The sequence below is a fragment of the Frankia sp. RB5 genome (assembly GCF_059816245.1).
Window position 1 is genome coordinate 1 of record NZ_JCBATA010000073.1, and the last position, 26,664, is coordinate 26,664.

The 26,664-nt window shown below is 73.8% G+C and carries 33 protein-coding genes; 16 read left to right on the plus strand and 17 right to left on the minus strand.

Annotation, left to right across the window (positions count from 1 at the left end):
• Positions 1-54: 54 nt before the first annotated feature.
• On the minus strand, positions 55-960 hold the full coding sequence (locus tag AC6EXY_RS28030) for a carbohydrate ABC transporter permease (protein ID WP_101833383.1): 906 nt from the start codon (positions 958-960) through the stop codon (positions 55-57).
• A 386-nt stretch (positions 961-1,346) separates the two neighbouring features.
• On the opposite strand from AC6EXY_RS28030, the gene AC6EXY_RS28035 reads away from it, so the two are divergent.
• The 4 genes from AC6EXY_RS28035 (at position 1,347) to AC6EXY_RS28050 (ending at position 5,559) form a co-directional block, all read left to right on the plus strand.
• Positions 1,347-2,561 (plus strand): DUF349 domain-containing protein, encoded by a 1,215-nt coding sequence (locus tag AC6EXY_RS28035; RefSeq protein ID WP_243407843.1) that lies wholly within the window; start codon positions 1,347-1,349, stop codon positions 2,559-2,561.
• A 225-nt stretch (positions 2,562-2,786) separates the two neighbouring features.
• A complete protein-coding gene (locus tag AC6EXY_RS28040) occupies positions 2,787-3,578 on the plus strand; it encodes a helix-turn-helix domain-containing protein (RefSeq protein ID WP_101833412.1) in 792 nt (263 codons plus the stop codon).
• A 354-nt stretch (positions 3,579-3,932) separates the two neighbouring features.
• Complete coding sequence (locus AC6EXY_RS28045; RefSeq protein ID WP_101833382.1) at positions 3,933-4,484, plus strand: hypothetical protein; 552 nt, start codon at positions 3,933-3,935, stop codon at positions 4,482-4,484.
• Positions 4,485-4,602: 118 nt separating this feature from the next.
• The gene (locus AC6EXY_RS28050) at positions 4,603-5,559 is read left to right on the plus strand and encodes an aldo/keto reductase (RefSeq protein ID WP_101833411.1); all 957 of its coding nucleotides are present in this window, start codon (positions 4,603-4,605) and stop codon (positions 5,557-5,559) included.
• A 67-nt stretch (positions 5,560-5,626) separates the two neighbouring features.
• Here the strand turns inward: AC6EXY_RS28050 and AC6EXY_RS28055 are convergent, their stop codons facing one another.
• On the minus strand, positions 5,627-6,124 hold the full coding sequence (locus tag AC6EXY_RS28055) for a DUF1269 domain-containing protein (RefSeq protein WP_499818487.1): 498 nt from the start codon (positions 6,122-6,124) through the stop codon (positions 5,627-5,629).
• Positions 6,125-6,302: 178 nt separating this feature from the next.
• Between AC6EXY_RS28055 and AC6EXY_RS28060 the strand changes: the two genes are divergently transcribed.
• On the plus strand, positions 6,303-6,827 hold the full coding sequence (locus tag AC6EXY_RS28060) for an O-acetyl-ADP-ribose deacetylase (RefSeq protein WP_499818486.1): 525 nt from the start codon (positions 6,303-6,305) through the stop codon (positions 6,825-6,827).
• On the opposite strand, the gene AC6EXY_RS28065 is transcribed toward AC6EXY_RS28060, so the two are convergent.
• Complete coding sequence (locus AC6EXY_RS28065) at positions 6,793-7,656, minus strand: SAM-dependent methyltransferase (protein WP_101833410.1); 864 nt, start codon at positions 7,654-7,656, stop codon at positions 6,793-6,795. The genes AC6EXY_RS28060 and AC6EXY_RS28065 overlap by 35 nt on opposite strands.
• 294 nt (positions 7,657-7,950) lie before the next feature.
• Between AC6EXY_RS28065 and mshA the strand changes: the two genes are divergently transcribed.
• Positions 7,951-9,258, plus strand: coding sequence for a D-inositol-3-phosphate glycosyltransferase (gene mshA, locus AC6EXY_RS28070; RefSeq protein ID WP_101833379.1), 1,308 nt, complete (start codon positions 7,951-7,953; stop codon positions 9,256-9,258).
• A 152-nt stretch (positions 9,259-9,410) separates the two neighbouring features.
• On the plus strand, positions 9,411-9,905 hold the full coding sequence (locus AC6EXY_RS28075) for a type III secretion system chaperone family protein (RefSeq protein WP_499818485.1): 495 nt from the start codon (positions 9,411-9,413) through the stop codon (positions 9,903-9,905).
• 4 nt (positions 9,906-9,909) lie between these two features.
• On the opposite strand, the gene AC6EXY_RS28080 is transcribed toward AC6EXY_RS28075, so the two are convergent.
• Both AC6EXY_RS28080 and AC6EXY_RS28085 read right to left on the minus strand, forming a co-directional pair.
• Complete coding sequence (locus AC6EXY_RS28080; protein WP_499818484.1) at positions 9,910-10,476, minus strand: nitrobindin family protein; 567 nt, start codon at positions 10,474-10,476, stop codon at positions 9,910-9,912.
• A complete protein-coding gene (locus AC6EXY_RS28085; RefSeq protein ID WP_279354687.1) occupies positions 10,473-10,598 on the minus strand; it encodes a hypothetical protein in 126 nt (41 codons plus the stop codon). The genes AC6EXY_RS28080 and AC6EXY_RS28085 overlap by 4 nt, the downstream gene beginning before the upstream one ends.
• Positions 10,599-10,638: 40 nt before the next feature.
• On the opposite strand from AC6EXY_RS28085, the gene AC6EXY_RS28090 reads away from it, so the two are divergent.
• Positions 10,639-11,001 carry a DsrE family protein gene (locus tag AC6EXY_RS28090; RefSeq protein WP_101833377.1) on the plus strand — a complete coding sequence of 121 codons (363 nt, stop codon included), beginning with the start codon at positions 10,639-10,641 and terminating at the stop codon, positions 10,999-11,001.
• Between the two features lie 138 nt (positions 11,002-11,139).
• Entirely contained in the window at positions 11,140-11,391 is a 252-nt protein-coding gene (locus AC6EXY_RS28095) for a hypothetical protein (protein WP_101833376.1), read from the plus strand.
• Positions 11,392-11,516: 125 nt separating this feature from the next.
• Here the strand turns inward: AC6EXY_RS28095 and AC6EXY_RS28100 are convergent, their stop codons facing one another.
• The 9 genes from AC6EXY_RS28100 to AC6EXY_RS28140 all read right to left on the minus strand — a co-directional run bounded on the left by AC6EXY_RS28100 (position 11,517) and on the right by AC6EXY_RS28140 (position 16,765).
• The gene (locus AC6EXY_RS28100) at positions 11,517-11,816 is read right to left on the minus strand and encodes a DUF1416 domain-containing protein (protein WP_101833375.1); all 300 of its coding nucleotides are present in this window, start codon (positions 11,814-11,816) and stop codon (positions 11,517-11,519) included.
• A 3-nt stretch (positions 11,817-11,819) separates the two neighbouring features.
• Positions 11,820-12,653 carry a sulfurtransferase gene (locus AC6EXY_RS28105; RefSeq protein WP_101833374.1) on the minus strand — a complete coding sequence of 278 codons (834 nt, stop codon included), beginning with the start codon at positions 12,651-12,653 and terminating at the stop codon, positions 11,820-11,822.
• Complete coding sequence (locus AC6EXY_RS28110; protein ID WP_101833373.1) at positions 12,650-13,069, minus strand: DUF4395 domain-containing protein; 420 nt, start codon at positions 13,067-13,069, stop codon at positions 12,650-12,652. Before AC6EXY_RS28110 ends, AC6EXY_RS28105 begins: the two co-directional genes overlap by 4 nt.
• Positions 13,070-13,157: 88 nt before the next feature.
• Positions 13,158-13,235: a putative leader peptide gene (locus AC6EXY_RS28115; protein WP_499818489.1), complete on the minus strand. Its 78-nt coding sequence runs from the start codon at positions 13,233-13,235 to the stop codon at positions 13,158-13,160.
• A gap of 65 nt (positions 13,236-13,300) precedes the next feature.
• Positions 13,301-13,861: a thioredoxin family protein gene (locus AC6EXY_RS28120; RefSeq protein ID WP_243407840.1), complete on the minus strand. Its 561-nt coding sequence runs from the start codon at positions 13,859-13,861 to the stop codon at positions 13,301-13,303.
• A 129-nt stretch (positions 13,862-13,990) separates the two neighbouring features.
• Positions 13,991-14,749, minus strand: coding sequence for an LmeA family phospholipid-binding protein (locus tag AC6EXY_RS28125; protein ID WP_101833372.1), 759 nt, complete (start codon positions 14,747-14,749; stop codon positions 13,991-13,993).
• Positions 14,746-15,741, minus strand: a complete 996-nt coding sequence (locus AC6EXY_RS28130) for a hypothetical protein (protein ID WP_101833371.1) — start codon at positions 15,739-15,741, stop codon at positions 14,746-14,748. Before AC6EXY_RS28130 ends, AC6EXY_RS28125 begins: the two co-directional genes overlap by 4 nt.
• A gap of 59 nt (positions 15,742-15,800) precedes the next feature.
• Positions 15,801-16,079, minus strand: coding sequence for a ubiquitin family protein (locus AC6EXY_RS28135; protein ID WP_101833370.1), 279 nt, complete (start codon positions 16,077-16,079; stop codon positions 15,801-15,803).
• Positions 16,076-16,765, minus strand: coding sequence for an alpha/beta hydrolase (locus AC6EXY_RS28140; protein ID WP_499818488.1), 690 nt, complete (start codon positions 16,763-16,765; stop codon positions 16,076-16,078). Before AC6EXY_RS28140 ends, AC6EXY_RS28135 begins: the two co-directional genes overlap by 4 nt.
• Before the next feature lie 339 nt (positions 16,766-17,104).
• On the opposite strand from AC6EXY_RS28140, the gene AC6EXY_RS28145 reads away from it, so the two are divergent.
• Entirely contained in the window at positions 17,105-17,857 is a 753-nt protein-coding gene (locus AC6EXY_RS28145; protein WP_101833369.1) for a response regulator transcription factor, read from the plus strand.
• A gap of 72 nt (positions 17,858-17,929) precedes the next feature.
• Positions 17,930-18,931: a mycothiol synthase gene (gene mshD, locus AC6EXY_RS28150; protein ID WP_499818483.1), complete on the plus strand. Its 1,002-nt coding sequence runs from the start codon at positions 17,930-17,932 to the stop codon at positions 18,929-18,931.
• A 118-nt stretch (positions 18,932-19,049) separates the two neighbouring features.
• Here mshD and AC6EXY_RS28155 read toward each other — a convergent pair whose 3' ends face one another.
• Positions 19,050-19,409 (minus strand): STAS domain-containing protein, encoded by a 360-nt coding sequence (locus AC6EXY_RS28155; RefSeq protein ID WP_101833367.1) that lies wholly within the window; start codon positions 19,407-19,409, stop codon positions 19,050-19,052.
• Between the two features lie 299 nt (positions 19,410-19,708).
• Between AC6EXY_RS28155 and AC6EXY_RS28160 the strand changes: the two genes are divergently transcribed.
• Positions 19,709-20,215, plus strand: coding sequence for a hypothetical protein (locus AC6EXY_RS28160; protein WP_101833366.1), 507 nt, complete (start codon positions 19,709-19,711; stop codon positions 20,213-20,215).
• Between the two features lie 21 nt (positions 20,216-20,236).
• On the opposite strand, the gene AC6EXY_RS28165 is transcribed toward AC6EXY_RS28160, so the two are convergent.
• Entirely contained in the window at positions 20,237-20,884 is a 648-nt protein-coding gene (locus AC6EXY_RS28165) for a TMEM165/GDT1 family protein (RefSeq protein WP_207770444.1), read from the minus strand.
• A 416-nt stretch (positions 20,885-21,300) separates the two neighbouring features.
• On the opposite strand from AC6EXY_RS28165, the gene selA reads away from it, so the two are divergent.
• Both selA and AC6EXY_RS28175 read left to right on the plus strand, forming a co-directional pair.
• Positions 21,301-23,067, plus strand: coding sequence for an L-seryl-tRNA(Sec) selenium transferase (selA, locus tag AC6EXY_RS28170; protein ID WP_499818482.1), 1,767 nt, complete (start codon positions 21,301-21,303; stop codon positions 23,065-23,067).
• Entirely contained in the window at positions 23,064-23,558 is a 495-nt protein-coding gene (locus tag AC6EXY_RS28175) for a hypothetical protein (protein WP_101833365.1), read from the plus strand. The genes selA and AC6EXY_RS28175 overlap by 4 nt, the downstream gene beginning before the upstream one ends.
• Before the next feature lie 18 nt (positions 23,559-23,576).
• Here AC6EXY_RS28175 and AC6EXY_RS28180 read toward each other — a convergent pair whose 3' ends face one another.
• Positions 23,577-24,272: an HD domain-containing protein gene (locus tag AC6EXY_RS28180; protein ID WP_101833364.1), complete on the minus strand. Its 696-nt coding sequence runs from the start codon at positions 24,270-24,272 to the stop codon at positions 23,577-23,579.
• Positions 24,273-24,393: 121 nt separating this feature from the next.
• On the opposite strand from AC6EXY_RS28180, the gene AC6EXY_RS28185 reads away from it, so the two are divergent.
• A complete protein-coding gene (locus AC6EXY_RS28185) occupies positions 24,394-24,681 on the plus strand; it encodes a hypothetical protein (protein ID WP_133150793.1) in 288 nt (95 codons plus the stop codon).
• A 217-nt stretch (positions 24,682-24,898) separates the two neighbouring features.
• A complete protein-coding gene (locus AC6EXY_RS28190) occupies positions 24,899-26,548 on the plus strand; it encodes an NAD(P)/FAD-dependent oxidoreductase (RefSeq protein ID WP_101833362.1) in 1,650 nt (549 codons plus the stop codon).
• The last annotated feature ends 116 nt before the right edge of the window (positions 26,549-26,664 follow it).

Here is a 26,664-nt window from a genome sequence, read left to right on the forward strand (position 1 = left end):
CCCCGCCCCGGGGAGCCCGGGCGGCGTCCGGCCGGGCGGCGTCGGTGCCGGCGCTCACGCGGCGGCCGCCCGGATCCGGCGCAGCCGCCGGCCCAGCACCGCACCGCCCGCGCCCAGCGCCACCGTCGCCGCGAGGAGCAGCAGGGCGATCATCGACGCGTACCCGATGCGGAACGATCCGGTGAAGCCCACCTGGTACATGTAGTAGATGATCGTGGTGCTCGAGTTCAGCGGGCCACCCTTCGTCAGGACGGCGACGGTCTCGAACGTCTGCACCGTGAGGATCGTCACGAACACCCCGAGGAAGACGCTGGTCGGCGCGAGCAGCGGCAGGGTGATGTGCCGCAGCCGGGCCAGGCCTCGAATGCCGTCGACGTCCGCCGCCTCGTACACCGAGCGCGGGATCGCCGTCAGGCCAGCCAGGTAGACGATGAACACCAGGCTGGTCAGCCGCCAGCCGCCGACGAGCGCGACCACCGGCAGCGCGGTCGAGGTGTCGCCGAGCCAGTCGACCGGCGCGATCCCGACCAGGCCGACGACCGTGTTCGCCAGGCCGTCCGGGCTGCTGTCGAAGATGTAGGCGAACACCACCGCCATCGCCACGATGTTCGCGCTCACCGGCAGGAACAGCGCGAGGCGCACCAGGCTCCGGCCGCGGGTCACCCGCTCGGCGGCCAGCGCCAGCGCGAGTCCCAGCACGACCGCGGGAATCACCGTGAGCAGGCAGTAGACCAGGGTGTGCACGACCGCGTCGCCCAGATCCGGGTCATCGAAAGCGGCGCGCGCGTTCGCGGTGCCGACCCAGTGGAAACGCGGACCGGTCAGCGCCTTGTCCGTCCCCGCGACGAAGACCGACACCAGCGCGGGCCCGATGACGAAGACGACGATCCCTACGAACGCCGGTAACAACAACGCGGCGGCCCGCCATCCCACCCGGCCGCCACCCGTCCCACTCGTCACGGTTACGCATCTTGGCCCCACCCCTGCCGGAGTGCATAGACCGGGTCGGGGCAGGAACACGAACAACAGGTGTCCGGACGTGGCCCACGCGGACAGCACGGCCCGCCGAGCTGCTTCTTCACCGGGTCGCAACTACCGGCCCGGTCCCGGGCGGTCGACATCGGCGAGGTCGCCACCTGGACGTCCGCGTCTGGGCACCGGCACCGCCGCGTCGGTACCGGACGGGCGCGCCCCGCGCCGGAGAGGTCGGTACGGATATCGGTTCGGATGCCGGCGCGGACGATGTCGGCACCGGTTCGTGCTGTCCGGTTACGTGGCGCCCATCCCGCCGGAGGCCGACGCCTGCAAGAATGACAGGAAAACATCAGTCGATCCCCGGGAACACGATGAGTGACCGCAGCGAATCCGGCGACGCCCCGGCCTGGGGGCGGGTCGCGGAAGACGGGACGGTCTACGTTCGCACCGCGGACGGAGAACGTGCCGTCGGTTCGTGGCGTGCCGGCAGCCCGAACGAGGGTCTGGCCCACTTCCAGCGCCGATACGACGATCTGTGTGCGGAGGTCGAGCTGCTGGAGCGGCGGCTGACGCTCAGCGCGGTCGATCCGGCCGGGATCTCCGGCAGTGCCCGCCGGCTGCTGGACACCCTGGACACCGCCGCCGTCGTGGGCGACGTCGACGCGGTGCGCGGCCGGCTCGACGCGGTCATCGCGGCCACCCAGGAGCGGCGGACCGCCCTCGCCGCCGAGCGGGCCGAGCGCAGTGCCCGGATCGCGGCCGCCAAGGAGGAGCTGGTCGCCGAGGCCGAGCGGCTGGGCCGCAGCTCCGAGTGGAAGAGCGCCGGCGAGCGGTTCCGGGCGATCGCCGAGGAGTTCCGCGCCGCCGGCTCGCTGGACAAGCGGACCGACTCGGCCCTGTGGCGACGGGTCACCGCCGCCCGCGAGGAGTTCACCCGTCGGCGCACCGCCCACTTCGCGGCGCTCGACACGCAGCGGGCCCGTTCCCGGGAGCGCAAGGAGGCGATCATCGCCGAGGCGCGCACGCTGATCGACTCGACCGACTGGGCCGGCACCACCACCCGCTACCGCGCCCTGCTCGCCGACTGGAAGGCCGCCGGCCGCGCCGCCAAGGACGTCGACGACGCGCTGTGGACCGAGTTCCGCGAGGTCCAGGACGTCTTCTTCAGCCGGCGCAACGAGGCGAACGCCGAGCGCGACGCCGAGCTGCGGGAGAACCAGGTCCGCAAGGAAGCCCTGCTGGCCGAGGCGACCGCGCTCGACCCGGCGGACACCGACCGGTCACTGCGGCGGCTGCGGGAGCTGCAGGACCGGTGGGACGACATCGGCCGGGTGCCCCGCGAGTCCGCCGCCTCCCTGGAGCGGCAGATGGCCGCGATAGGCGACAAGCTGCGCGACGCCGCGGACGAGCGCTGGGCACAGCGGTCCGTCTCCAGCTCGCCGTTCGTGATCAGGCTGCGGGAGTCGGTCGCGAAGCTCGAGGAGAAGCTCGCGCGGGCGCAGGCCGCCGGCCGCACCAAGGAGATCGCCGAGACCGAGGCGGCGCTGGCCACCCAGCGCGCCTGGCTCGCCCAGGCCGAGAACTGACCCCACCGACCAGGCGGCTCGATCCGTCACACGGCCGACCAATGGGCTAACTCGCCCGCTTGCCAGAGCTAGCAGTTCGACGTAGGGTTCCGTCTGTTGATACCGCGTTGTTCCGACGATCTGTCCGGAGCGGCCGGTCCGCGGCGACCGCCGCGCACGTTCCCGGTGCGGAGCCCGGCGGCGGCCCGGCGTGGCGGCTGCCCGGCGAAGGAGGCATCCGACCTGGTGGCGGCCCTGAACGTGCGTGATGTCGGCGATTTCATCCGGGACCAGCGGCGCACCGCCCAGATATCCCTTCGTCAACTCGCCAAACAGGCCGGGGTGAGCAACCCTTACCTCAGCCAGATCGAGCGTGGTCTGCGCCGACCGTCCGCGGAGATCCTGCAGCAGATCGCGAAGGCGCTGCGCATCTCCGCGGAGGTGCTCTATGTCCAGGCCGGAATCCTCGAGGAACGGCACGGCGGCGAGAACGTGATGGCCGCGGTGCTCGGGGACGAGTCCCTTTCCGAGCGGCAGAAGCAGGTGGTGCTCGACATCTACGAGGCGTTCTGCAAGGAGAACGCCGTCGCCGGTCGTACCGGGCCGGACGACGTCGAACTCGCCGCGGACGTCCCGGCCGACGAGGAGGCCACCGTGCCCGTCGCGCCGGCCGTGGACGAGAAGGCGTCCGCTACCGCACCGGCCCGCCGTCGCGGCACGGTGCGAGGCACCTCCACCACCGCCGACACGCGCCGCACGGGCACCGGCCGTTCGGCGGCCGCCGCGGGCCGCGCGCCGGGCAAGCCGGCCGCCAGTGCTTCCCCGGAGACCGCGCCGACCGGCACCGCCCCGCCGAAGCGCCGTACGAAGCGGACAACGGCCACCGACACCGCCGCCTCGACCGGCACCTCGTCGGCGGGTGAGCCCACCCGCTCCCGCCGCGGCGGCGGCAGCGACGTCGTCGCCGACTCCGGTTCCACGGCCGGCAACGCGAACGGGGTCGCCGGCACCGAACAACCCGCCACCGGAACAACCTGAGCCCACCATTTCCCACGCGGCCCCGACCCCGCCGCTGGCCGCCACCGCCGCCGCCGACCCGCGCCGGCCAGCCGTCCGAGCGTCGGCGACGACGCGGCGGCGCCACCCGGCTCGTCCCCGTGAGGCCCTGCCGGTACACGGACATCGGCTGCCAGCCGGCGCCCGCCGCGCGTCGCCGGTCCGCTTGGAGCGGCGCCGGCAGCGCGCTCCCGCCAGGCCGGAGCGCGGCCACCTCGCACCCGTCCCGACGACGATCCCTGACCCGAAAGCCACGGCTGGGCCATCTGACGGCCAACGCCCGAAACCCCGGGACCGCTACACGACGACACCTGAACCTGGACCAGAGGAGACAAGATGGCCACCACGCGCACGACGACCCGCAGCACCACCCGGCCGGCGACCCGGTCGACCGCCCGCCCCGCCGCCCGTGCGACCACCCAGGCCCGCGCCGGTCAGACCGAGGTGAAGGCCGAGGTCAGGGTGCCCCTGGCCGAAGTCCGCAAGCCGCTGTACGCCTCGGTGGGGGCCGCGGACGCGGCCGTCGAGAGGCTGCTCGCGCTGCCGACGACGACGGGCAGCGAGGTGCGCCGGCTCTCCGACCGGGTCGGGGCCCTCCCCGTGCAGGCCGCGCGGGTTCCCACCCAGGTGAGCTCGGCCGTGCGCGCGCTGCCGTCCACGGTCACCTCCCAGATCTCCGACCTGTCGGGCCGGGCGAACGAGCTCTACAACTCCTTCGCGAACCGCGGCGAGCGCCGGGTCGCCAGCATCCGCCGCAGCCCCTCCACCGAGCAGGCCGTGACGCGCACGCGGACCGCGGTCAGCCAGACCCGCGCCGCGCGCACCTCGACCCGCCGGGCCGCCGAGGCGGTCGGCCGCGCCGTCGTCGACGCCACACCGGAGCGCTGACGCCAGGCCAACATGGCATCACCGAAACATCTACGGTCGATAACCCATGTGCTGAAGTCGGCTGTGGTCCGTGGACCTGGTGTCCGCGGACCACGGTCCGATGTGCTGTATTGACAGCATGCGCTATCGCCCGCTGGGTTCGTCCGGACTGTTGGTGTCGGTTGTCGGCCTGGGATGCAACAACTTCGGTTCGCGCGTCGATCTCACCGGCACCCGTGCCGTCGTCGACGCCGCCCTCGATGCCGGCATCACCTTCTTCGACACCGCGGACACCTATGGCAACAAGGGCGGCTCGGAGACGCTGCTCGGCCATGTCCTGCGCGGCCGTCGCGACGACATCGTGCTCGCCACCAAGTTCGGCAACGACATGGGCGGCATGTACGGCCAGGACTTCCGCGCCCGCGCGTCGCGCCGCTACATCCGCAAGGCCGTCGAGGGCTCGCTGAGCCGACTGCAGACCGACTACATCGACCTTTACCAGCTGCACAACCTCGACGCCTTCACCCCGATCGAGGAGACCCTCGAGGCACTCGACGAGCTGGTGAAGGAGGGCAAGATCCGCTACATCGGCTCCTGCAACCTCGACGCCTGGCAGGTCTCCGACGCCGAGTGGACCGCCCGCGCCTCGGGCGCGACCCGGTTCATCTCCGCGCAGAACCACTACAGCCTGCTCGAACGTGGGGTCGAGGCGGAGCTCGTCCCGGCCGCGGTCAAGTACGGCATCGGGGTCATCCCCTACTTCCCGCTGGAGAACGGCCTGCTCACCGGCAAGTACGTGCGGGACGAGGCGCCGCCCGCCGGCACCCGGCTCGCCGGGCGCCAGGACGAGCTCACCGACGACGTCTTCGACCGGCTCGACGTGCTGGAGTCGTTCGCCCGGGAGCGGGACCGCTCGCTGCTCGACGTGGCGATCGGCGGCCTCACCGCGCAGCCCGGCGTCGTCTCCGTCATCGCCGGCGCGACCAGCGCGGCCCAGGTGCGCGCGAATGCGACGGCCGGCCAGTGGCAGCCGCGCCCGGACGACCTCGCCGTCCTCGACAAGATCGCCCCGACCCGCCGCCCCGACGCGCCCTGACCGGCCGGGCCCCGGGCTCGGTCCCAGGACCGGGCCCACGCTCGCCCCGGCGGGCGGGCGGCGGCGGTCAGATCGGGGCCGGGTCGCGTCCCAGGACGGTGGCCAGGCGGCGTTCCTGGTCAGGCGGCAGCGTGGTCATGATCACCATGGGGTGATGGGGGCGCAGCGCGGCGGTGACCTCCTCGGTCGAGTGCCGCACCAGCGCCAGCACCGCCGCACGGCCCGGCTGCAGGTGGCCGGCGATCCGCCGGACGACGTCGTCGTCGACGCCGGGCCCGGTCAGCCGGCTGGCCAGGGCTCCGGCGCCGGCCCCGAGACCGAGGCCGACCACCGGCGCGAAGAAGACCGCGCCCACCACCCCGCCGCACACGGCCCCGCCGAGGGCCGCCGTTCGGGCCGGGCTCGCGGCGTGCCGGATCCGTACCCGACCATCGGCGTCCCGCCAGACCAGCACGCCGTCGGCGACACCGAGGTGCCGCGCCCGGCGCAGGCGGCGGCCGAGCGCCCAGGCCGCCCTGGCCTGTTCCACACTGTCGAACCCGAGCACCACCAGCTGCCCCGCCATCGCCACCGTCCCTTCCGGCCGCCCGGATCCACCCGGCCGACCCCGGACCCTCGGCGCCGCGGGCGCCGTTCCTCCCCACCGATTCTCGTCCGTCGACGCCGCCACCCGCGAACCCGCCACCCCCAGACGGGAGACTCGGCCACGACCGGGGACGCGGCCATGCGGAAGACTCTGCGGCATGGTGCAGGTGACCCTGAAGCGGGGCGACATCACCCGGGTCGAGGTCGACGCGATCGTCAACGCCGCGAACAGCGGGCTGCGCGGTGGTGGTGGCGTCGACGGTGCGATCCACGCCGCGGGCGGCCGCGAGATCCTCGACGCGTGCGTCCAGCTGCGCAGGACGGTCCTGCCTGGCGGGCTCCCGACGGGTCAGGCGGTCGCGACGACGGCCGGGCGGCTGCCCGCGCGCCACGTCATCCACGTCGTCGGCCCGGTGTACGACCCGGTCGAGGACCGCTCGGCGCTGCTGCGCTCCGCCTACACCGAGGCGCTGCGCGTCGCCGACGACCTCGGCGCGGCCAGCGTCGCGTTTCCGGCCGTGAGTGCGGGCGCCTACGGCTGGCCGCTCGACGACGCCGCCCGGCTGGCGGTGACGAGCGTGCTCGGGGCGACGACGGCGGTGCGCGAGGTCCGTTTCGTCCTGTTCGACGAGCGGACCCACCGGGCGTTCAGCGCGGCGCTGGCGGCGGCCAGTCCAGGGTGAGCTCGCCGAGCCGCCAGCGCCGCGCGTCACCCCGCACGGGCCAGCCGGCCGCCCGCAGCTCACCGGCGGCGGCGATCCAGCGCTGCCGCGGCGAGAACACCGCCCGCGGCGCCGCCCGCGCCCACGCGTCGTCCAGCGCGCCGAGCAGGCGGTGAATGCCCTGACCGGGCACGTTGCGGGCGATGAGCGACTTCGGCAGCCGCTCGGCGAGCTCGGAGGGGGCCCGCAGGCTCGCCAGATGCGCCGCCAGGGTGAGGGTGGGGACCGTCGGCACCCGCCCGGCGGCGGCCGCCCAGCCGGGTGGCGCCTGCCCTGCCGGCAGGCCGAACCAGCAGGCCCGCCGCCCGATCTCGTCGCAGGTGCCCTCGACGAGCAGGCCGCCGGGCGCGAGCCGGCCCGTCATCGTCGCCCACGCCCCGGCCACGGCCGGCTCCGGATACTGCCGCAGCACGTTCAGCGCCCGGATCACCACCGGGCTGCCGAGCTCCGGGGGCAGCCCGAATCCGCCGCGGGCGAACGTCAGCCCGGGTGGCCGGGCGGCGGGCAGCGCGGCGGCGACGCGGTCGGGGTCGAGCTCCAGGCCGACAACCCGCACCCGCGGACAAACCGCGCGTAACCGGGTGTACAGCTCGACTGTAGTGACCGCCGACGCGCCGAAGCCGAGGTCGACGACCAGCGGATCGGCGCAGCCCCGCAGCAGCGGCCCGGCGGTGTCGAGCAGCCACCGGTCGATCCGCCGCAGCCGGTTCGGCGCGGTGGTGCCCCGGGTGGGCAGACCGAGGGCCCGGGCCCGGCCGGCCGCGAGCCGCCCGGCACCAGACGTCGACACCGGACCAGCCTCGCAGACCGGCCACACCCGTCCGGGGGCCGGGGTGACGTTGGATTCGTTACAGAACTGTGACCGCCCGGCTGGCATGGATGCCCCGCGACGGCGTGTTGACCAGCATGGGGACAGGCATTTCCCCCGGTCCGGCGGCGGATCCGGCTGGTGGGCTCCCGCCGGGCGGGCCGGACTGATCGGTTGACCCCACAACCGGGCGGGTAGAACGGTGGTTCTCGTGTCGGTCCACAGCAGGGATGGTCATGCCGGGCGGACGCCCCAGGCGGAATGCGGAGGTGCCGGGTGCGTCTGATCGGCAGCGGGGCCGAGGCGGGCCGCACCGGGCCCGAGCGCGGGCGGCGGCCGCGGCGCGTCGCGATGCTGTCGATGCACACGTCGCCGCTGGAGCAGCCCGGCACGGGTGACGCCGGCGGGCTCAACGTCTACGTGGTGGAGCTGTCCCGGCAGCTGGCCGCGCTCGGCGTCGAGGTCGAGGTGTTCACCCGGGCGGTGAGCAGCCGGGCGCCGACGTCGGCCGAACTCGTCCCCGGCGTCACCGTGCGCCACGTCGACGCCGGGCCGTTCGAGGAGGTCCACCGCGAGGACCTGCCGGCCTGGCTGTGCGCGTTCACCGCCGACGTGCTGCGGGCCGAGGCCGGGCAGGAGCCCGGCTGGTTCGACCTCATCCACTCGCACTACTGGCTGTCGGGCCAGGTCGCCCTCGCCGTGGCCCGGCGCTGGGGCGTCCCGTTCGTGCACACCTCGCACACCCTGGCGAAGGTCAAGAACGACGCGCTCGCCGCCGGGGACCGGCCCGAACCACCCGGCCGGGTCCGGGGCGAGCAGGAGGTGATCGCCGGTGCCACCCGGCTGATCGCCTCCACCGAGGACGAACGCGAACACCTCGGCGGCCTCTACGGCGCTGCCGCGGACCGGGTGGACGTCGTCGCCCCCGGCGTCGACCTTGACGTCTTCCGCCCCGGCGACGCGGCGCGCTCGCGGGCACTGCTCGGGCTCGACCCGGACGGGGACCTGCTGCTGTTCGTCGGGCGCATCCAGCCCCTGAAGGCCCCCGATCTGCTGCTGCACGCCGCCGCCGAGCTGCTTCGCCGTGATCCGGGCCGGCGGGACCGGCTGACCGTGGCCGTCGTCGGCGGCCCGAGCGGCTCGGGGCTGGAGCAGCCGGACGTCCTGGTCAAGCTCGCGGCCGACCTCGGGATCTCCGACCTGGTCCGTTTCCAGCCGCCGGCGCCGCAGCGCGACCTCGCCCACTGGTACCGGGCGGCCACCGCCGTCGTCGTGCCCAGCCACAGCGAGAGCTTCGGGCTGGTCGCGCTGGAGGCGCAGGCCTGCGGCACGCCGGTGGTCGCCGCGGCCGTCGGCGGCCTGCGCACCGCCGTCGCCGACGGCGTCTCCGGTCTGCTGGTGCCCGGCCGCGATCCGGCGCGCTACGCCGACGCGCTGGACCAGCTGCTGCGCCAGCCGCACTGGCGGGCCCGGCTCGCCGCCGGCGCCCTCGGCCGGGCCTCGGGCTTCGGCTGGTCCACCACCGCCCGCGGCGTCCTGCGCAGCTACCGGCACGCGCTGAGCCCCGCGGCCGTCGCCGTCTGAGCCGCCGCCGGCGCGCTGGCCGTCACGGACCCGCCGCCGGCGTGCCTGGAGGGCCGCTGGCGGGGACCGCTGCCGCCAGGGCGGTCGACCGGATGCGAGGATCTGCACCGGATCCGGCATCGTCGCCGCGGCGACAGGGGAGGTTTGCGGTCATGACGGCACCCATCGACACGACGGAGCGCCAGCGGCTCGACGCGCTGATCGCCGCCGCCCTGGCCGACCTCGACCTCGCCTTCGAGCACGTCGACACCGGCTCGTTCCTGGTCACCCTGGAGGGCGAGCACAAGCTGCGCACGATGACCTGGCTCGTCGTGCAGGACCACTCGCTGTTCGTCGAGGCGTTCTTCATGCGCGCCCCGGCCGAGAACGCCGCGGGCACCTACGGCTTCCTGCTCGGCCGCAACGCGCGCACCTACGGCGTGCACTTCTCCATCGACCGGGTCGGCGACATCTTCCTGACCGGGCAGCTCCCGCTCGCCGCCATCACCGCCGAGGAAATCGACCGGATCCTCGGCTGCGTCGGCACCTACGCCGACGACAACTTCGACCCGGCGATCGCCCTCGGGTTCGCCTCCGCGATCGAGCGGGAGAAGGCCTGGCGGGCCAAGCTCGCCGCGGATGGCGGCAGCGCGGCCAGTCCCGCCTAACGCGTTAGTCAGTGACCCGCTTCAGCCGCGCCGACAGGTGCGACTGCAGCGGCTTGCCCTCCGCCTCCATGTCGATCGCGTAGGCGAGGTCGCCGCCCTCGACCAGCCCGTACAGGCGGACCGAGCGGGTGACGTCCCGGGCGGTGGCGGTGCGGATCAGCACGTTGTGGTCGAGGTCGATCCGGGTACCGGTGACCGTGCCGACATAGATCTCGGCGATGCCGAACGGGTGCGCCAGCATCACCTCGACCGCCGTCGCGCCGTTCTCCCCCGGCTGTACCCGCCAGAAGCCCGTCTCGGTGGCCAGCGGGCTGCCGGGCTCGCGGCCGTCGCGCGGCTCGTCCGTCCACCAGGTGTGCGAGACGTATCCCAGCGCGGGCCGGCCGTCCGCGGCGAACGTGATCTCCTGGCCGTAGTGGAAGCCGTCCATGCCCTCGTAGCCGCCGACGCCCTCGCCGCGCCAGGTCCCGACCAGGAAGGCGAGCGGCAGCAGGCTGGCGTGCAGGTCCACCGCGCCGCGCGCGTCGGCGGAGCGCGGCCGCTCGGCGGCGGTCCGGTCCCGGGCGCTCACCGCAGTCCCTCGTACAGCTTGTGGACGACGTAGCCGGAGATCCAGGCGATCAGCACGCTCATCGCCACCAGGAGCCCGGTGAAGAAGTAGTGCAGCACGCTGCGCAGCCTAACGGCCGCCACGACGTCGACCACGCCCGGGCGGGTGAGGCAGACTGGAGGGATGCCCCGTCGCCTCGTCGTCAAGGTCACCGCCGGGCTCGACGCCCCGGAGCGTTGCTCGCAGGCCTTCACGGTGGCGGCGGTCGCCGTCGCGGCCGGTGCCGACGTGTCGCTCTGGCTCACCGGCGAGTCCGCGTGGTTCGCCCTGCCCGGCCGGGCCGCCGAGTTCAGCCTGCCGCAGGCCGCGCCGCTGCCGGACCTGCTCGCCGGCATCCTCGCCGGCGGCCGGGTGACGGTGTGCACCCAGTGTGCGGCCCGGCGCTCCTTCGGCCCGGACGACGTGCTCGACGGGATCACGATCGCCGGCGCGGCCGCCTTCGCCGACGAGGTGCTCGCGGACGGCGTCCAGGCCCTCGTCTACTGAGCCGCCGGGCCGTCTGGCGTCGGCTGCCCCCGGCGCCGTCAGGCCATTGCACAAGCCACTGCACGCGCAATAACGGACCACGGGCGGGTCACGCCGAAAGGGCCGTACGCCGCCGTCGCATGCGCTTTCCTGAATCGCATGACGGCTGAATCCGACATACTCTTCGCGGTGGTCCTGTTCGCGGCGGCCGGGCAGCGCACCGTCCGCCGCATCATCGCCCCGTTCCCGGATCGGGAGTCGGCGCTCGCCTTCGCCCGGGAGAACGGGCTGCGATGCTTCGCCGTCGGCCCGATGCACTTCGCGGTGCCGACGACCGTTCCGCCCGACACCGGGTTGTCTCCCACCTCGCCCGGCGCCGGCTGGGAACGGGAGCACCGGGTCTGCCGCTGATCCCGAAGCGGACAGAAATGGCCCTGACATGGGCAGGAATGCCCCTGACATGGGCAGGAATGCCCTGAACGACGAAAGGGGACAGCGGACGATCGCCCGCTGCCCCCTTCCCTGGTCGGCTGAGCTCAGGCCGCGACCTCGACCTGGGTGTCCACCGGCTCGCCCTGCCGGGCGAAGACCTTCTGCTCACCGCCGCCGCCGGGCACCAGGACCCGCACGGTCCACGTCCCCGGCCGCGCGAAGAACCGGAACTGGCCGGTCGCGGACAGCGGGACCTCGGCGGTGAAGTCGCCGCCCTCGTCGAGCAGCCGGGCGTAGCCGCTCGACACCGGCTCCCCGCCGCGCACCACGATGCCCTGGATCACGGTTTCCTTGGCCACGTCAATTCCCTCCACGGACGGTCCGCCGCTGGTCGCGCCGCACATGCGTCACGCCCCCCTCTCGATCGGCACGCCCACCAGCGAGCCGTACTCGGTCCACGATCCGTCGTAGTTCTTCACGTTCGGCTGGTCGAGCAGCTCGTGCAGCGCGAACCAGGTGTGCGCCGAGCGCTCCCCGATGCGGCAGTAGGCGATGATGTCCCGGGACAGGTCGACGCCGGCCTCGTCGTAGAGCGCGCGCAGCTGGTCGTTGCTCCGGAAGGTGCCGTCCTCGTTCGCCGTCTTCGCCCACGGGATGTTCTTCGCGGTGGGAATGTGACCGGGGCGCTGGGACTGCTCCTGCGGCAGGTGCGCCGGCGCGAGCAGGCGGCCGGAGAACTCGTCGGGCGAGCGGACATCGACGAGCGCCTTGTCCCCGATCGCGGCGACGACCTCCTCGCGGAAGGCGCGGATGTCGGTGCGCGGCTCGCTCGCGGCGTAGGTCGTCTCCGCGCGGGTGGGCACCTCGGCGGTCAGTTCGCGGCCGTCGAGCTCCCACTTCTTGCGACCACCGTCGAGCAGCCGGACGTCCGCGTGCCCGTACAGGCTGAAGTACCAGTAGGCGTAGGCGGCGAACCAGTTGTTGTTGCCGCCGTAGAGGACGACGGTGTCGTCGTTCGCGATGCCCTTGCCGGACAGCAGCTTCTCGAACTGCTCCTTGTTGACGAAGTCCCGGATCACCGGGTCCTGCAGCTCGGACTTCCAGTCGAGCCGCACGGCGCCCGGAATGTGACCCCGGTCGTAGGCGGAGACGTCCTCGTCGACCTCGACCAGGACGACCTTCGGGTCACCGCTGTTCGCCTCGACCCACGAGGCGTCGACCAATGCCTTCTCGCGGCTCATGCCCGCACTCCCTTCACGGTGATGGAACGGAAAAACAGGTACATCTGGCAGCCGAGGCAGAACTCGAACACGGCGTTCAGGAATGCCGCGACAAAGGCGGCGGCCGCGGCCGCGTAGCCGAGCACCGCGACGCCCGCGAGGAACCCGACGACCCCCACGATCCCGAAGATCGTGCCCACGAACTGGGCGAACCGGGGCGGAGCCGGGTCCTCGGTGCTCGCCGGGGGCCCGAGCCGGGGCCTGATCAACGCGCGGAAGACGACGGCGTACGGCGCGTACCGCACGCCCGCCGCGGCACCGATGGCGAAGACGACCGTCTGGGCGAGCAGCAGCCACCCGCTGCCCGTGACGAGCACGACGGCGAGCACCACGGTGGTGACGGCAGCGGTGAACCGCATGCCCCGGGGATCTGTCACCGGACTTCTCCTGACTGCGCCTGACTACCCGATCGGATACGGAGCGAAGCAGGGCGCACCGATCAACTCGGACGGCGCGGACCCGCGGTCAGGAAAAGCGACACAGGCAGCTGCTCACGCGGCACAGGTCGACCGCGCGGCGCTGCACAAGCTGCGTCCGGAACATAGTTCGTGTCACGGTAGCAGCGAACGTCACGTCTGTGTTAACCCGCGGGCGATGGTTCCGAAGAATCACTGTCTGCCCGATTGGTCCCCGCCCGGTGGGACGATCTCCGCGAGAGTGGCGAACACCGCGTCGCGCGACGGCGGGGCACCGCTCGCCCGCCGCACCTCCAGGCCATGCCCGTCCAGGACGAGCACCGTCGGGGTGCGCCGAACGCCGAGCCGGCGCACGAGCCCCAGGTGTGCCTCCGCGTCCACCTCGACGTGGCGCACGCCCGGCACCGTCTCGGCGACACCGGCGAGAACCCGCCGCGTCGTCCGGCACGGCGCGCAGAACGCCGTCGAGAACTGCAGCAGCGTCGCGCGCTCCCCCAGCTCGGCACCGAGCGCCGCGAGCTCCCCACCCAGTCCGTCCGCCGCCACCTCGCCCGGCGCGGGCCCGACACCACTGCCCACCGAACCCTCCAGCCCACCCTCCAGCCCGACCGCGCGTGGGAGCCGCGCACCCGACACGACGGGCGGCGAGACCCGCGACCGGCGCGGGCGCAACCGGCCGTCCCGGCGGCGGCTGGCGACGCCGATCACGAGCGCCACGACGACCGCCGCCAGCAGGACCCAGACTCCCGTCACGCTACGTACAGCACCCCGGCTCCGCTCCCTCTTCCCACCTCACGCGCCGCCGAGGTCACATCCGGCCGCACACGTCATCCGCGCGGACGTCCCGGTCAGGGGGACGTCCCGGTCAGGGGGACGTCGGGGTCAGGGGGACGTCGGGGTACCGGTGCCGATGGTCGCGTTCGGGTCGAGCACCACGTTCTGGCCGGAGGCCGCGAAGACGATCCGGTCCGCGGCCACCGTCGCCGAGGTCAGGCGCATGTTGAACGGCAGGCCCGCGATCGGCACGCGGACCGTCAGCAGCTCTCCGACGCTCTGGCGCAGGGCCGGCGGCAGCACCGCGCCCACCGAGGCGGCCAGCTCCCGCGGGGTGAAGGTCACCGCGGCCGGCGCCACCCCGATGTCCGCCGTGCCGGACACCGGGTAGCTCGTCCCCAGCACCGCGACGCTCCCGGCCACCCGGATCGCCTCACCCTGCGCGCCGATCGTGAGCGCGGAGCCCTGGCCGTGCAGGTAGGTGTTGATGTCGGCGAAGGTCAGTTCGACCCGGGCCGTCAGGTGGTCCACGGGCACCTGACGCACCTGGCCGCGCACCACGTCACCGAGCGGGACGCGGACCCCGGCGAGGTCGGCGTGCACCCGGTCGACGCGGACCCCCTGCTGGACCTGCCCACGCACGTCGACCCGGACGTCGCGGTAGTCGCCGGCGACGACCTGGGTCAGGAACGGGAAGCCGCCGAGGGACACGTCAGGCCGTGACGACAGGGCGTCGGAGCGCTGCGCCTGGATGGCGATCTGGCCGGCGACGACGCGCGCCGCGATCCGGTCCACGGCCACGAGCAGCCCGAGCAGGACAACCACGACGACGGCCGTGATGCGCAGTCCTCGATGGGATCCGCTCATCCGGGCAGGTGCCGTCCGACCAGGTAGACGAGGGGAGCCGCGCAGGCGAGGGGCAGGACGGCGGCAAGCAGCGCCGCCGATGCCGGCGGCGGCGCGGGCTCGTCGCGGGCCCGCACGAGCGTGCGGTCGACCAGTGCCGCGACGAGCGCACCGGCGGCCGCGGCGGCGAGCCCGGCGGTCGCCGACAGGCTGGCGGCGCCGGGACCGCCGAGGCCCGCACCCGCCGCGGCGGCGGCGAGCACCCCGAGCACCCCGGCGGGCGCCCAGGCGAGCCCCGCCCAGCCGAGCAGCCGGGCAACGGCGACCGCGGTGCCCGCGCCGAGCAGGCCGGCGGTCGCCATCAGGTCCGCCGGGTTCGGGGCACCGGACTCGGCCCGCAGCGCGAGGTAGCCGGTGGCCAGCGCGCCCAGGCTGATCCCGCCGAGCGCCGTGACGAGCTCGGCGCTCACCCGCGTCGCGGGGGCGCCCGGGGGCGCTCCCGCGGCCGGCGTACCGGCGGTGGGCGTCGGGGAAACCGCAGGGCCGGGGGAGGCGGCGGGGGTTGCCGAGGCCGCGGGGGTTGCCGAGGCCGCGGGGACGGCGACCGGTCGGACGCGCAGCGTCACCGCTCGGCGCAGCGTGAGCTGATAGAGGACGACCGCCGCGACGGCCGAGCCGACGACGCCGGCGGCCGAGCCGTAGGTGTGCCGGTGGGTGACGAGCACGGCCACGTCGGCCAGCACCGACCAGGCCGCGACCAGTCCGATCGTGCCCGGCGAGCAGCGCAGCACCCGGCCCCAGGCCCAGGCGAAGGCGACCTGCTCGGCGGCGAGGACCACCGCGAGCGCCCAGGTGGCGAGGATCGCGGCGGCGATCGCGAGCCCCGCCGCGACCACGGCGGCCACCGGCGCGAGCCAGGCCGCGTCCCCGGACTCATCGTCCCCGGGCAGGCCGTCCCGGGATGGGAGGGTGCTGCCGGGTGATCCCGGATCGCCTGCGCTCACGCCCGCCATGCTGTCATGCCCTCGTCGCGCGCCCGGCGCCGCACCGGTGGCGGGCGCGCGAACACGGATCAGCCGCCGGCGAACGGCGGCAGGGCCTCGACGACGGCACCGTCGGGCAGCACGACGCCGGCCGGGTCCCGCCGACCCACCGGGCAGTCGTCCACCAGGTAGGAGCAGCGCCGCAGCACCGCCGGCAGGGATCCACCGTGCCGGGCGGCGACGATCACGAACAGCTCCGCGAGGGTGCGGGCCGGGACTGTCTCCTCGGCCACGCCGGCGGCGGCCCGCGCGGCGGCCCAGTACCGCACGGTGACCCGCGGCGGCGCCGGTTCGGACTCGGCCGTCATCCGACCCTCGCCTCCGGGTCGGGGGGCACTGCCCTCGCGAGTGGCACCGCCGTCTCGGGAGCCACCGCCGGTCCGGACGGCCGGGTCTGTGCCGTCAGGCTGACGATCTCGGCGCCGATGCGGTCCAGCAGACCGGGGTTCAGGCCGGCCTCGGCGTGGCCGAACTCGGGCTCGATCCACAGCCGTGCCTGCTCTCCCGCCGCCGCGGCGAGCGCCCGCGGATGATCGAGCGTGAAATACCGGTCGCGGCATCCATGAACGATCAGCAATGGCGTTGGAGCAATCGATCCGATGAGGTCCAGCGGAGACGCCGGAATTGGCACGAAAGCGCCCGAATCGATGCGTACACGTAACACTCCGCGTGCCACCATCCGGCCAGTCGCGTGTTCCGCGAACCAGTGGATCCGACGCATGGGCCTGGTATCCCGCACGAACCAACGGCTCGTCGCGCTCACGCTGACCACCGCGTCCGGAGGATGACGAAGGCGGTGACCGTGACAGAGCGTACCAGACTTGACCATCGCGGCCTGCCGGATCACCGCGGCCCCACCCATCGACCAACCAATGGTGGCAACGCGCTGATAGCCGAGCCGGCGGGCGGCCCCGACCGCCGCGTCGACGTCGAACACCTCACGATCACCGAACGTGCAGAACCCCGTGGATCGGCCATGCCCGCGCAGGTCCATGACCTGCACGCCGGCATATTTCCTTAACCCGGCCGATACACGGCGTAACGCGGGCCGCGTCATCGATCCCGAGAAGCCGTGTGCCACCACAACGGCCAGATCCCGTGACTCTCCGTATAGATCGTTGATCTTAGGATCGTGACTCGTGGCCAGGATCTCAGAATCCGCGGTAGGTAGTAGCCCGTAGACGGTAGGAGCCGAGTAGGACACTCCGCTATCCTCCCCACATACCGGCCTTCGTTTCATGCCCATGACGGTCGTGAGACGCCCAGTGCCGGGGTTGGAGTTACTCACCGGGTCGACGCTGCCCCACCACAACACCTGCCTGGAGGAGTCGTCTTGAGCGTCGTCCTTTTGCTCACCAACGCCCCCGGTCCCTCCGCCGAGTCGTTTCCGTCCCTTGGTCTGCTCACCCACACGGTACGAGTCGCGCCGCTCGAGGCGAGCGCGCTGCTGGACGCCCCGCCCGTGGACGTGATCACGGTGGACGGCCGCCGGGAGCTCGTCATCGCCCGTGGCCTGTGCCGGCTGCTGCGTACCACCGGGCTCACGACCCCGCTGCTGGCGCTGGTCACCGAGGGCGGCCTGGCCGCGGTGTCCGCGGACTGGGGCGTCGACGACGTCGTCCTCGACTCCGCGGGTCCCGCCGAGGTCGAGGCCCGGTTGCGACTGGCCATCGGTCGGGTCGCCGCCGCCGGCGGCACCGCCGAGGCCGGTGTCATCCGGTCCGGCGACCTGTCGGTGGACGAGACCACCTACTCGGCGAAGCTGCGCGGCCGCCCCCTCGAACTCACCTTCAAGGAGTTCGAGCTGCTCAAGTACCTGGCCCAGCACCCCGGCCGGGTCTTCACCCGGGCGCAGCTGCTCCAGGAGGTGTGGGGCTACGACTACTACGGTGGCACCCGGACGGTCGACGTCCACGTCCGCCGGCTGCGCGCGAAACTCGGCCCCGAACACGAGGCCATGATCGGCACGGTCCGGCACGTCGGCTACAAGTTCGTCGCGCCGCCGATCACCCCGCTCGCGGACGGTCCCGGCGGATCGGGCGGCCGGGTCAACCGCGAGGACACGCGGACTCCCGAGCGGGTCTAGGACCGGCCCGGGCCACGGCCAGGGCGGGTCGATGGCGCGACAGCGGGGCTCCCCGCCCCCTACGGTCGTACCATGACCTCCCTGACCTGGCAGTCGACGCTCAGCGGTGCCGACGTCGACGGCGTCGAGAGTCTGCTCGTGGCCGCGGAACGGGCCGACGGCTGCGGCCCGGTGTCCGAGGACGTCCGTCTTGCCCTGCGTCCGGGGCTGCCTGTGGGCGCCGGCCGTCACCTGCTGGCCATGCGGACGGTCACCGGCGGATCGTCGGCGCTGTCCGGTGCCGACGATCCGCGGGAGATCGTCGGCTACGCGCATCTCGGCGGGGGCATGGGCAACCATCAGGCCGAGGTCGTCGTGCATCCCGCGCACCGACGCCACGGCATCGGGAGGGCCCTGGCCGGCGCGCTGACCGAGGCGGTCGGCTCGCCGCCCGCACGGCTCGACGTCTGGGCGCACGGCGACCTCCCGGGTGCGGCGGTGCTCGCCGATCAGCTCGGTTTCGCCCGCGCGCGGGTGCTGTTCCAGCTGCGCCGTCCCCTCGACGCCGGGCCGCCGCTGCCGGCGCCCGAGCTGCCGCCCGGCATCGACGTACGCCCCTTCGTCCCCGGCCGGGACGACGAGGGCTGGCTGGCGGTCAACGCCGCGGCCTTCGCCGACCATCCCGAGCAGGGCCGGTGGACTCGTGCCGATCTGGCCCTGCGCCAGGCCGAGCCCTGGTTCGACCCGGCGGGATTCTTCGTCGCCGAGCGTGACGGTCGCCTCGTCGGCTTCCACTGGACCAAGGTGCACGAGGTGGACACGACGCCGCCGCCCGGCGCCGCGGGCGGTCCCATCGGGGAGGTCTACGTGATCGGCGTGCTGCCCGGGGCGGGCGGGGCCGGGCTCGGCCGGGCGTTGACCCTCGTCGGCCTGCGCCATCTGCGCGCCCACGGACTCGCCTCGGTACTGCTCTACGTCGACGAGGACAACGACCGGGCGGTGCGGATGTACACCGGCCTCGGCTTCACCGAGTACTCCCGGGACGTCTCCTACCACTGGACCGGCCAGCCGAGCGGGCGCGGGCCGCGCGACTGAGCCCGCCCGGACCGACCAGCCCGCCCGGACCGACCAGCCCGGCCGCCCCGCCCGGGCGGGAGACTTCGCCGGCCCGTCACCGCGGGCGCGCCGTCCCCGGCGGGGCGGGATCGTCAGGTCATGCTCCGCGCCGGCTCGCCACGCCGGACGCCGTCGCCGGGCCGCCCTGGTCGACGTCGATGACAGAGGTCAGGTTGGTGACGGTGAGCAGCCGGTAACCGTCCTCGTTGAGGTTGCGCAGCGCCAGCCGGCCGCCGGCCGATCGCTGGCGCTGGTGGGCGAACAGGATCACCGCCAGCCCCTGGGAGTCGAGGAAGCTGACCTCCGCCAGGTCCACGACGATGTCCCGAACGCCGGCGACCCGGGCGTCGAGCAGTGCCTCCCGCAGGGGATCCAGCGACGAGTAGTCGATGTCACCCACCGGGTGCACGACGATGGCGTCTCGACCGGTCACCTCGACCCGAACACTTGGCTCCATGGCTCCATGGCTCCGCTGACGACCGGACGGCCTGGGCGCCGCGAGAAGCCGGCCGGGCTGCCTCCCACCACGCGTCGTGCCCCTGGCAAGCGCGACGTTGCGGGCCTACCCCGACCACGCCCCTCCCACACCCGCCGAATTCCCACTGGGAAGCGGCCTTTCTCACACCGGACCGACACCCGACTCCCCCTGGCCGCTCGCTCGCCACGACCCTCCCGGGCCGATCGCCGGCCTTACCCCCCGACTTCTCCCCGTCTGGCGGGATGGGATCACACGTCGTCCGATGAGAACGTCTGTTCATGAACATCAACCCGCCCTGGTCCCGCGGTGACGTCGTTCCCCCGGACGCCGTCCCTCCCGCCGACCTCGCCACCCACCTCTACACCGCCGAGGGCGCGGCCGTCTCCGTCGGCCCGCCCCCCGGCATGACGGCGCGGCGACCGCTCGTCCTGCTCGGCGCCCAGGCGCCCGGCGCCACCCCGGCCGTCCTGCGGCTGCGGCCGGAGGAGGCGCGCCGGCTCGCGCAGACGCTGACCGAGGCCGCGGACGCCCAGCCCGCCCACGCCGAGCGGGCGAACCCCGCCGCCGCGGAGCCGACCAGCGCCGGAGCCGACCGGCCGCCCGAGCGCCACGAGCGGTACGTGGTCGCGGTACCGGAGGGGTGCGCGGCGGCGGAACTGCGGCGCACCCTCGCGCCGCTGCCCGCCGCGTCCCGTCTCGTCGACTTCTCCTCGGACACGGACGTCGTGCTCGTCTTCGCCACTGACGACCCTCGTTGGCCGTCCCGGTCCGGTCCCGCCCGGTGATCGGCTCGGCGGCGGCGCCGCCTACCCGCGCACCACCTCGATCCCCGAGATGACGGCGAGCACGAGGAACGCCGCCGCGGCGATCCGGGTGATCATGGAGATCGGTATCAGCCGCAGCAGCCCGCGCCCGCCGGCGATGGCAAGCCCGGCCACGGTCCACAGCGCCAGCACCGCGCCGAGCCAGACGGCGACAGGCGCGTCGAACCGGGCGGCCAGGTTCGCCGTCGAGATCTGGGTGAGGTCGCCGAGCTCGGCGAGGAAGACGACACCGAAGGAGGTGGCGGCCACCCGCCAGAACGGGGTGGCGGTGGCGGTGGCGCGGCCGGGCGCGGGAGCCTCGGCCCCCTCCGGAGAGGCCGGCGTCGCGGCGGCGCCGGCCTGCGTCCCGGCTGGTTCCCCGTCCTGGTGACCCTCGCGGAGCACGAGGACGGCCCCGGCCAGGAACAGCAGCGCCGTGATCGCGTCCACGAGCCGGTTCGGCAGCAGGGAGAAGGCACTGCCCGCCGCCACCGCCACGGTCACGTGGATGACGAACGCCGCCGCCACTCCCACCCAGACGTACAGGGGCCGGAACCGGCTTCCCAGCACGAGGCTCGCGACCATCGTCTTGTCGGGTAGTTCGGCGAGGAAGATGACGCCGAAGGTGACTAATGCCGCGGTGATACTCACGCCGGAACCTCTCGATCGGGCCAGGTCGTGAGCGGGGAGACGCCTTCGACCCGGCATGGCTGCCGTGTCGAAGGTCTCGCCCACCCGACCATCGCGGCCGGGCCCGGCCGCCGGGCGCCGACGGCCCGGCCCGCGACGGGCCGATCCAGCGGACGCCAGTATGTCGACGCACCGGGCCGCTCGAGGCAGCCCGGCGCACACGCCGCCGACCCGGTGCGGATCGGCGTGGCCGCGCGCCGACGCTGCATCGCTCGGCGGGGCTACTCCCCTTCGGGGTGAGAGGCTACCCGACCGGCGGATGGCACGCATCACGCCGGAAGCCGCCACCTGGACATTTCAGAGGAACACACGAAGACACATCCGCGGGACGGCAACCCGCATGGACATCACGGATTGCGTCACTAGATTTACGTGAAGTGATTGACGATCTGGCCCCTCCCCGCTCCGACGCCGCCGAGGATCCGGTACCGGCGCCGGTGGCGCTCGCCCGCACCGTGACCGGGCTGCGCCCGGTGATCAATGCCACCGGGGTACTGCTGCACGGCGCGCTCGGCCGGGCACCCCTGTCGGCGGCAGCCCGGGCGGCCGTCGATCTGGCCGCCGGCACGACCGATCTGGAGCTCGATCTCCACACCGGCCGCCGGGACCGCCGGGGGCGGACGGCCCACGCGGCCATGGCCGCCGCGGTGCCGGCGGCGGCCGCGGTACACGTGGTGAACAACAACGCCGCGGCCCTCGCCCTGTCCGCCGCGGCCCTCGCCGGCCAGCGGGAGATCGTCGTCAGCCGGGGCGAACTGCTGGAGACCACCGACGGATTCCGGCTGCCGGATCTCCTGGTCGCCGCGGGAGCCCGGCTGCGCGAGGTCGGCACCACCAACCACACGACCCTCGGCGACTACGCCGACGCGATCGGGCCCGAGACGGGCTTCGTGCTCCGCGTGCACCCGGCCGGCTACCAGGTCGTCGGCTTCACCGACCGGCCCGGCGTCGGCGATCTCGCCGCGCTGTGCGCCGACTTCGCGGTGCCGCTCGTCGGCGACTGCGGCTCCGGCCTGCTCCGTCCCGAGCCGTTGCTGGCCGCGGAGCCGGACGTGACGACCTGGCTGGACGCGGGCGTCGGCGTGGTCACGGCCAGCGGCGACAAACTCCTCGGCGGTCCGCAGTGCGGCCTGCTGTTCGGGCGCGCGGACCTGATCGACCGGATGCGGCGGCATCCCATGTCCCGGGCGCTGCGAGCCGGCAAGCTCACCCTCGCCGCGCTCGAGGCGACGCTGCGCCAGGGCGACTCGCCGACGGGCCGCGCCCTGCGGGCCCATCCGGAGCGGCTGACCGCGCGCGCCGAGACGCTCGCGGCCTGGCTGCGCCGCGCCGGAATCGCCGCGTCCGCCGTGGCCGGACGGGCGTTCGTGGACGACGGGGCCGCTGCCGCCGCCGTCCCCGCCGGCGCCGAGACCGGGTATCGGCGCTGGCCCGTCACCATCGGCGCCGAACTGCCCAGCGCGGCCGTAGCACTGGACGCCGCCGTGGCGGCACCGCTGCGCCACGGTGAGCCCGCCGTGCTCGGCCGCGTCGAGCACGGCTGCTGCCTGCTCGACCTGCGCACCGTCCCGCCGGAGCTCGATCCGGTGCTCGCCGCCGCCGTCCTCGCCGCGGCCACCGCCGCCGGCGCGACCGGCCACACCGACCCGCCGACCGCGCCGCGCGGCACCACGACGACGCGGGTGCTGGCGCCCCACCCGTCGGCGGCGCACCGAGCCGTGTCCACCCCGCCCTCCGGGCCGTCGCACGCGCCCGAGCCGCCCGGGACGACGCCTCGCCCCAGCACCACCCGCCCGGATGCCCCACCGACACACATGGAACAACCACCGGGTCGACCTGGCCCGGCGTCGCACCCGTCGGCACGGCATCTACCCCCGCAGCACCCGCCCGGCGCGGCCCCGAGCAGCCGCCCGGCGCGCACCTGCGCGCCGGAAGGGGGTGTCCTCGCCGCGGTCGCGACGTTGGACGGGCCCCCGGCCTCGACCGCTCGCGCCGCCCTCACCGCGACCGACGACACCACCTCCTGTCCGCTCCTCGGTCCGCTCCCGCCCGCGTCCACCGCCCCGCTCGAGACGGCGGAGATGGACACCGTCGAGTCCGCGACCATTCCGCCGCCGTCCACATCGGGGCGGCACACCCCGTGAGCGGTTCCCGGCTTCGGGATCATCCCGTCGTCTCCGACGCGGCGCGCCGGCTGTCCGCCGCGGCCGCCGGCTCGATGCTGCTCTGCTACGGGCTCGTTCATCTGCTGGTCTGGCCGGGGGCGCCGACCGGCACGCCGGGTGAGCGCTACGGCTGGGACGGCGCCTCCCGGCTGTTGGACTGGCTGCCCGCCGCCGCGGTCCGGACCACCGGCGGGCTCCTGCTCGCCGTCGCCGTGCTCGGTCACGCGTGCGGCGCGGCCGGCGTCGCCGGGGTTCCCGTCCTGCGCCGCTACCGGCTCGCCACGACCGGGGCGGGCGCCGCCGGCTCGCTCGGCCTCTACGCGGTGACGTGGCCGGGGCTGCAACCGTCGCCGACGGATTTCAGCGCCGGGCCGGTCATCAGCGGCCTGCTGCTGACCTGTGTGCTGGCGACGGCCTGCGCGCGGCGGTACCCGCCCCCCGCTGCCGGCGACCATCCGGGCCGGCGGTGACGCCGGCGCTCGGTGGCGTCAGCCGAGCGCGTCGAGCTCGCGGAGCAGGTTGAGCCGGGCCGTGGGCTCCCAGGCACGGCGTGCCCAGGCCGTCGCGTAGACGGGACCGCTCAGCAGGGCGCGCACGACCGCGCCGCGCCCCGCCCGCCACACCTGGTCGTCGAGGCCCCCGTACTCGCGGCGGACACGGCGGACGTACTGGTCGTAGGCGGCCGGGTGCCGGGACAGGATCCGCAGGTCCGCGTCGTTGACGAGCGCCTCGTCCGGCTGGTGCGAGCGGTGCGCGGCGGTGGCCAGCACCAGGCGTGCCACCGTCTCCCCCACCTGCCCGGGACAGCCCAGGCGTTCGAGGACCGCTACCGCGAGCTGGGCGGAGCGCTGCTCGTTGTCGATCCGCCGCGGCACGAGGACGGCGTCGTGGAAGTAGCCGGCGAGCACGCAGGCATGGACGGTCGCACCCTCGGGCGAGGACCGGGCCGCGGGCGCAGGCCGCTCGGCGGCGAGCAGCACCCGCAGGGCGGCCGTCATCTCGGCCACGTGCCGCAGCGTGTGGTAGTGCCGCCCAGGCTCCTGGTAGCGCCGGGCGAGGTCCACGAAGGCCGCCACCCGCTCGCCGGGATCCGCCCGGGCGCCCGCGGTGACCAGAGCGTCGTCGAAGACCCGGGCCAGCGGGGAGCGCGGGCCGCCCGCGCCCGCCGCGCCGACGGCGCTCACGTTCGTCCCTTTCCCGCCACTCGCCCCTCCCCACTCGCGTGATGGCCGCCGCGGACCGCGCGCCACCCACTCGGCCACCCCCAACCTTGCCACGATCGAACACGTGTGCGACTGTTGGGCGGTGGAAGTGCAGATCCTGATCGACGGGCAGCCCTATCCGCTGCCGGCGGGGACCGATCCGGAGGAGCTGCGCCGACGGGTCGCCCAGGCGGTCTTCCGCTGCGAGGTCGAGCAGCTCCATCTGGCCGACGGCCGAACCATGCTGGTCAACTGGCGATCCGTCCGCCTGGTCGAGATCCGACAGGCCGGCGGTGCGTCCGCGCCCACCCGGGACAGGCAGCCCGCGGCGCCGGCGACGATCCCCCCGCCACCCCCGGCGAGCGGGCCGAACAAAGACGATCTCTCATGACAAGAACCCAATTCGCCATGTCTTCGATATAGCGGAGTATATCGGTCCTTTTCGGGCACCCGCTGACCGGGTGGCATTGATGCGGCGTTTATGGTTCGCACACCCCGTCGAGATGGTTAAGTGTTATTTGTCTACCGGTTGCGATAATTGCGATCTTTGTGGGACGCGGGGGACGCGGCCGGCCCACTCCGTGGAGAAGCCATCAGGGGGTCTCGTCATGAGCGGATACGACTATTCGGTTGCGATCCTGGGGAGCGGCATCGCCGGCTCGACGCTGGCCAACATCCTCGCCCGGCACGGGCACAGCGTGGTGCTCGTGGACAGCGGCAGTCATCCCAGGTTCGCGCTCGGCGAGTCTACGATTGGAGAAACGACCTACCTGCTGAAACTCCTGGCGGAGCGGTTCGACGTCCCCGAGCTGGCCCACGTGAGCAGCTTCGAGGGAGTGCGCTCGCACGTCACCTCCGCCTGCGGCGTCAAGCGCAACTTCGGCTTCGTGTACCACCGTGAAGGCCACGTCCAGAACCCCGAGGAAGTCACCCAGTGCAACGTCTCCGAGTTCCCCAACGGGCCGGAGATGCACATGCACCGCCAGGACATCGACTCCTACCTGTTCTATACGGCGGTCCGGTACGGAGCGGAGCCGCGCCAGCGGACGTGGGTGGAGAAGGTCGAGTTCAGCGCCGACGCGGCGACGCTGACGACGCGGTCCGGCGACAGGCTGCGGGTCCGGTACGTCGTCGACGCGTCCGGGCGCAACTCCGTGCTCGCCTCCACCTTCGGACTCCGCGAGGATCCCTGCCGGTTCCGGACGAGCTCCCGCACGCTGTTCACACACATGGTCGGCGTGACCCCGTTCGACGAGGTCACCACCCCGAGCGGGCAGCCGTCCGAGTGGCACCAGGGCACCCTGCACCACATCTTCGACGGCGGCTGGCTGTGGGTGATCCCGTTCGACAACCACCAGCGCGCCACCAACCCGCTGTGCAGCGTCGGGCTCAACCTCGACACCCGGCGCTTCCCCAAGGAGCCGGGCCGCTCCGCCGACCAGGAGTGGGCCGACTTCCTCAGCCGTTTCCCCAGCGTGGCGCGGCAGTTCGCGGGCGCCCGGCCGGCCTGGGACTGGGTGTCCACCGGGCGCACCCAGTACTCCAGCAGCCGCACGGTCGGTGATCGCTGGGCGATGATGAGCCACGCGGCCGGTGCGATAGACGCGCTGTTCTCCCGCGGCATGGCCAACACGATGCAGGTGATCTACGCCTTCGCCCCGACCCTGCTGGCCGCGCTCGACGACGACGACTTCTCCGCCGAGCGGTTCAATCACATCGACGCCCTCAACCAGACCATCCTCGACGTCAACGACAAGCTCGTGCACGGCTCGTACGTCTCGTTCCGCGACTTCGACCTGTGGCGGGCGTGGTCGAAGGTCTGGTTCATGGGCTGGAACATGGGCATCGCCCGAATCCTCGGCACGTACTTCGGCTACCTGGAGAAGGGCGACCGCGAGCTGTTCGACCGGCTGCTCGACGCGCCGCACCCGGGCACCTTCTGCCCCGACCTGCCGGAGTTCCAGCCGCTGTTCGCCGCGCTGAGCGGGGTGATGGTGGACGTGGAGGAGGGTCGGCTCGCCGCGGCGGACGCCGTCGGGCGCCTGGCCGGGCTCCTCGGCGGCGCGGACTTCCTGCCGACCCCGCTGCGCCTCGGGGACGTGCTCCGCCGCTGGCACGACGGCTCCTTCGAGTCGCAGCGCCGGATGTACGAGTGGGGCCGCAGCAGCTCGCCGGAGCCGATGCGGCGCTGGTACGAGTACGACCTCGACGAGCTGCTCAGTCGCGCCGGCGGGGTCGGCGAGCCGGTCAGCTTCTGATCGCGGGGCGCGGACCGGGGCCGCGTGGGGCCGGGGCGCCACTGCTGGGCGGGCCGTATCCTGACACCGGTACCGAATTCTGAGGGGTCGTGCGCTGGAAGCAGGCGGACCTGCTC